Source organism: Cognatundibacterium luofuense (genome assembly GCF_018139685.1).
GTDB lineage: Bacteria > Pseudomonadota > Gammaproteobacteria > Burkholderiales > Burkholderiaceae_D > Undibacterium > Undibacterium luofuense.
Genome location: NZ_JAGSPN010000531.1, coordinates 1 through 299 on the forward strand (window position 1 = coordinate 1; position 299 = coordinate 299).

Genomic DNA, 299 nt, shown 5'->3' on the forward strand with positions numbered 1-299 from the left:
TGAATTCCTCGCAGGGCGGTGGAACCAAAGATACCTGGGTACTGGAAAAATAAAGGGAGAACAAGATGCTGAGCCGTACCGCCGATCATTTATTCTGGATGGCACGTTACACTGAACGTGCCGAAAACACTGCCCGTATGCTGGATGTAAATATTCAGACTTCCATGCTGCCTCAAAGCGCACAGGACGCTGAGCAAGGCTGGCGTGCCATGCTGGGCATTTCAGAATTACAAGAAGCCTTCGACCATCACTATGGATTATTGAGCAAACGTGACGTGCTCGATTTCATGGTGCGCGAT

1 protein-coding gene is annotated in these 299 nt (G+C 49.8%); it reads left to right on the plus strand.

The features are described from left to right. Positions 1-65: 65 nt before the first annotated feature. Positions 66-299 (plus strand): alpha-E domain-containing protein (locus KDM89_RS21555; protein WP_212689828.1); only part of this gene is annotated, 234 nt, incomplete at its 3' end.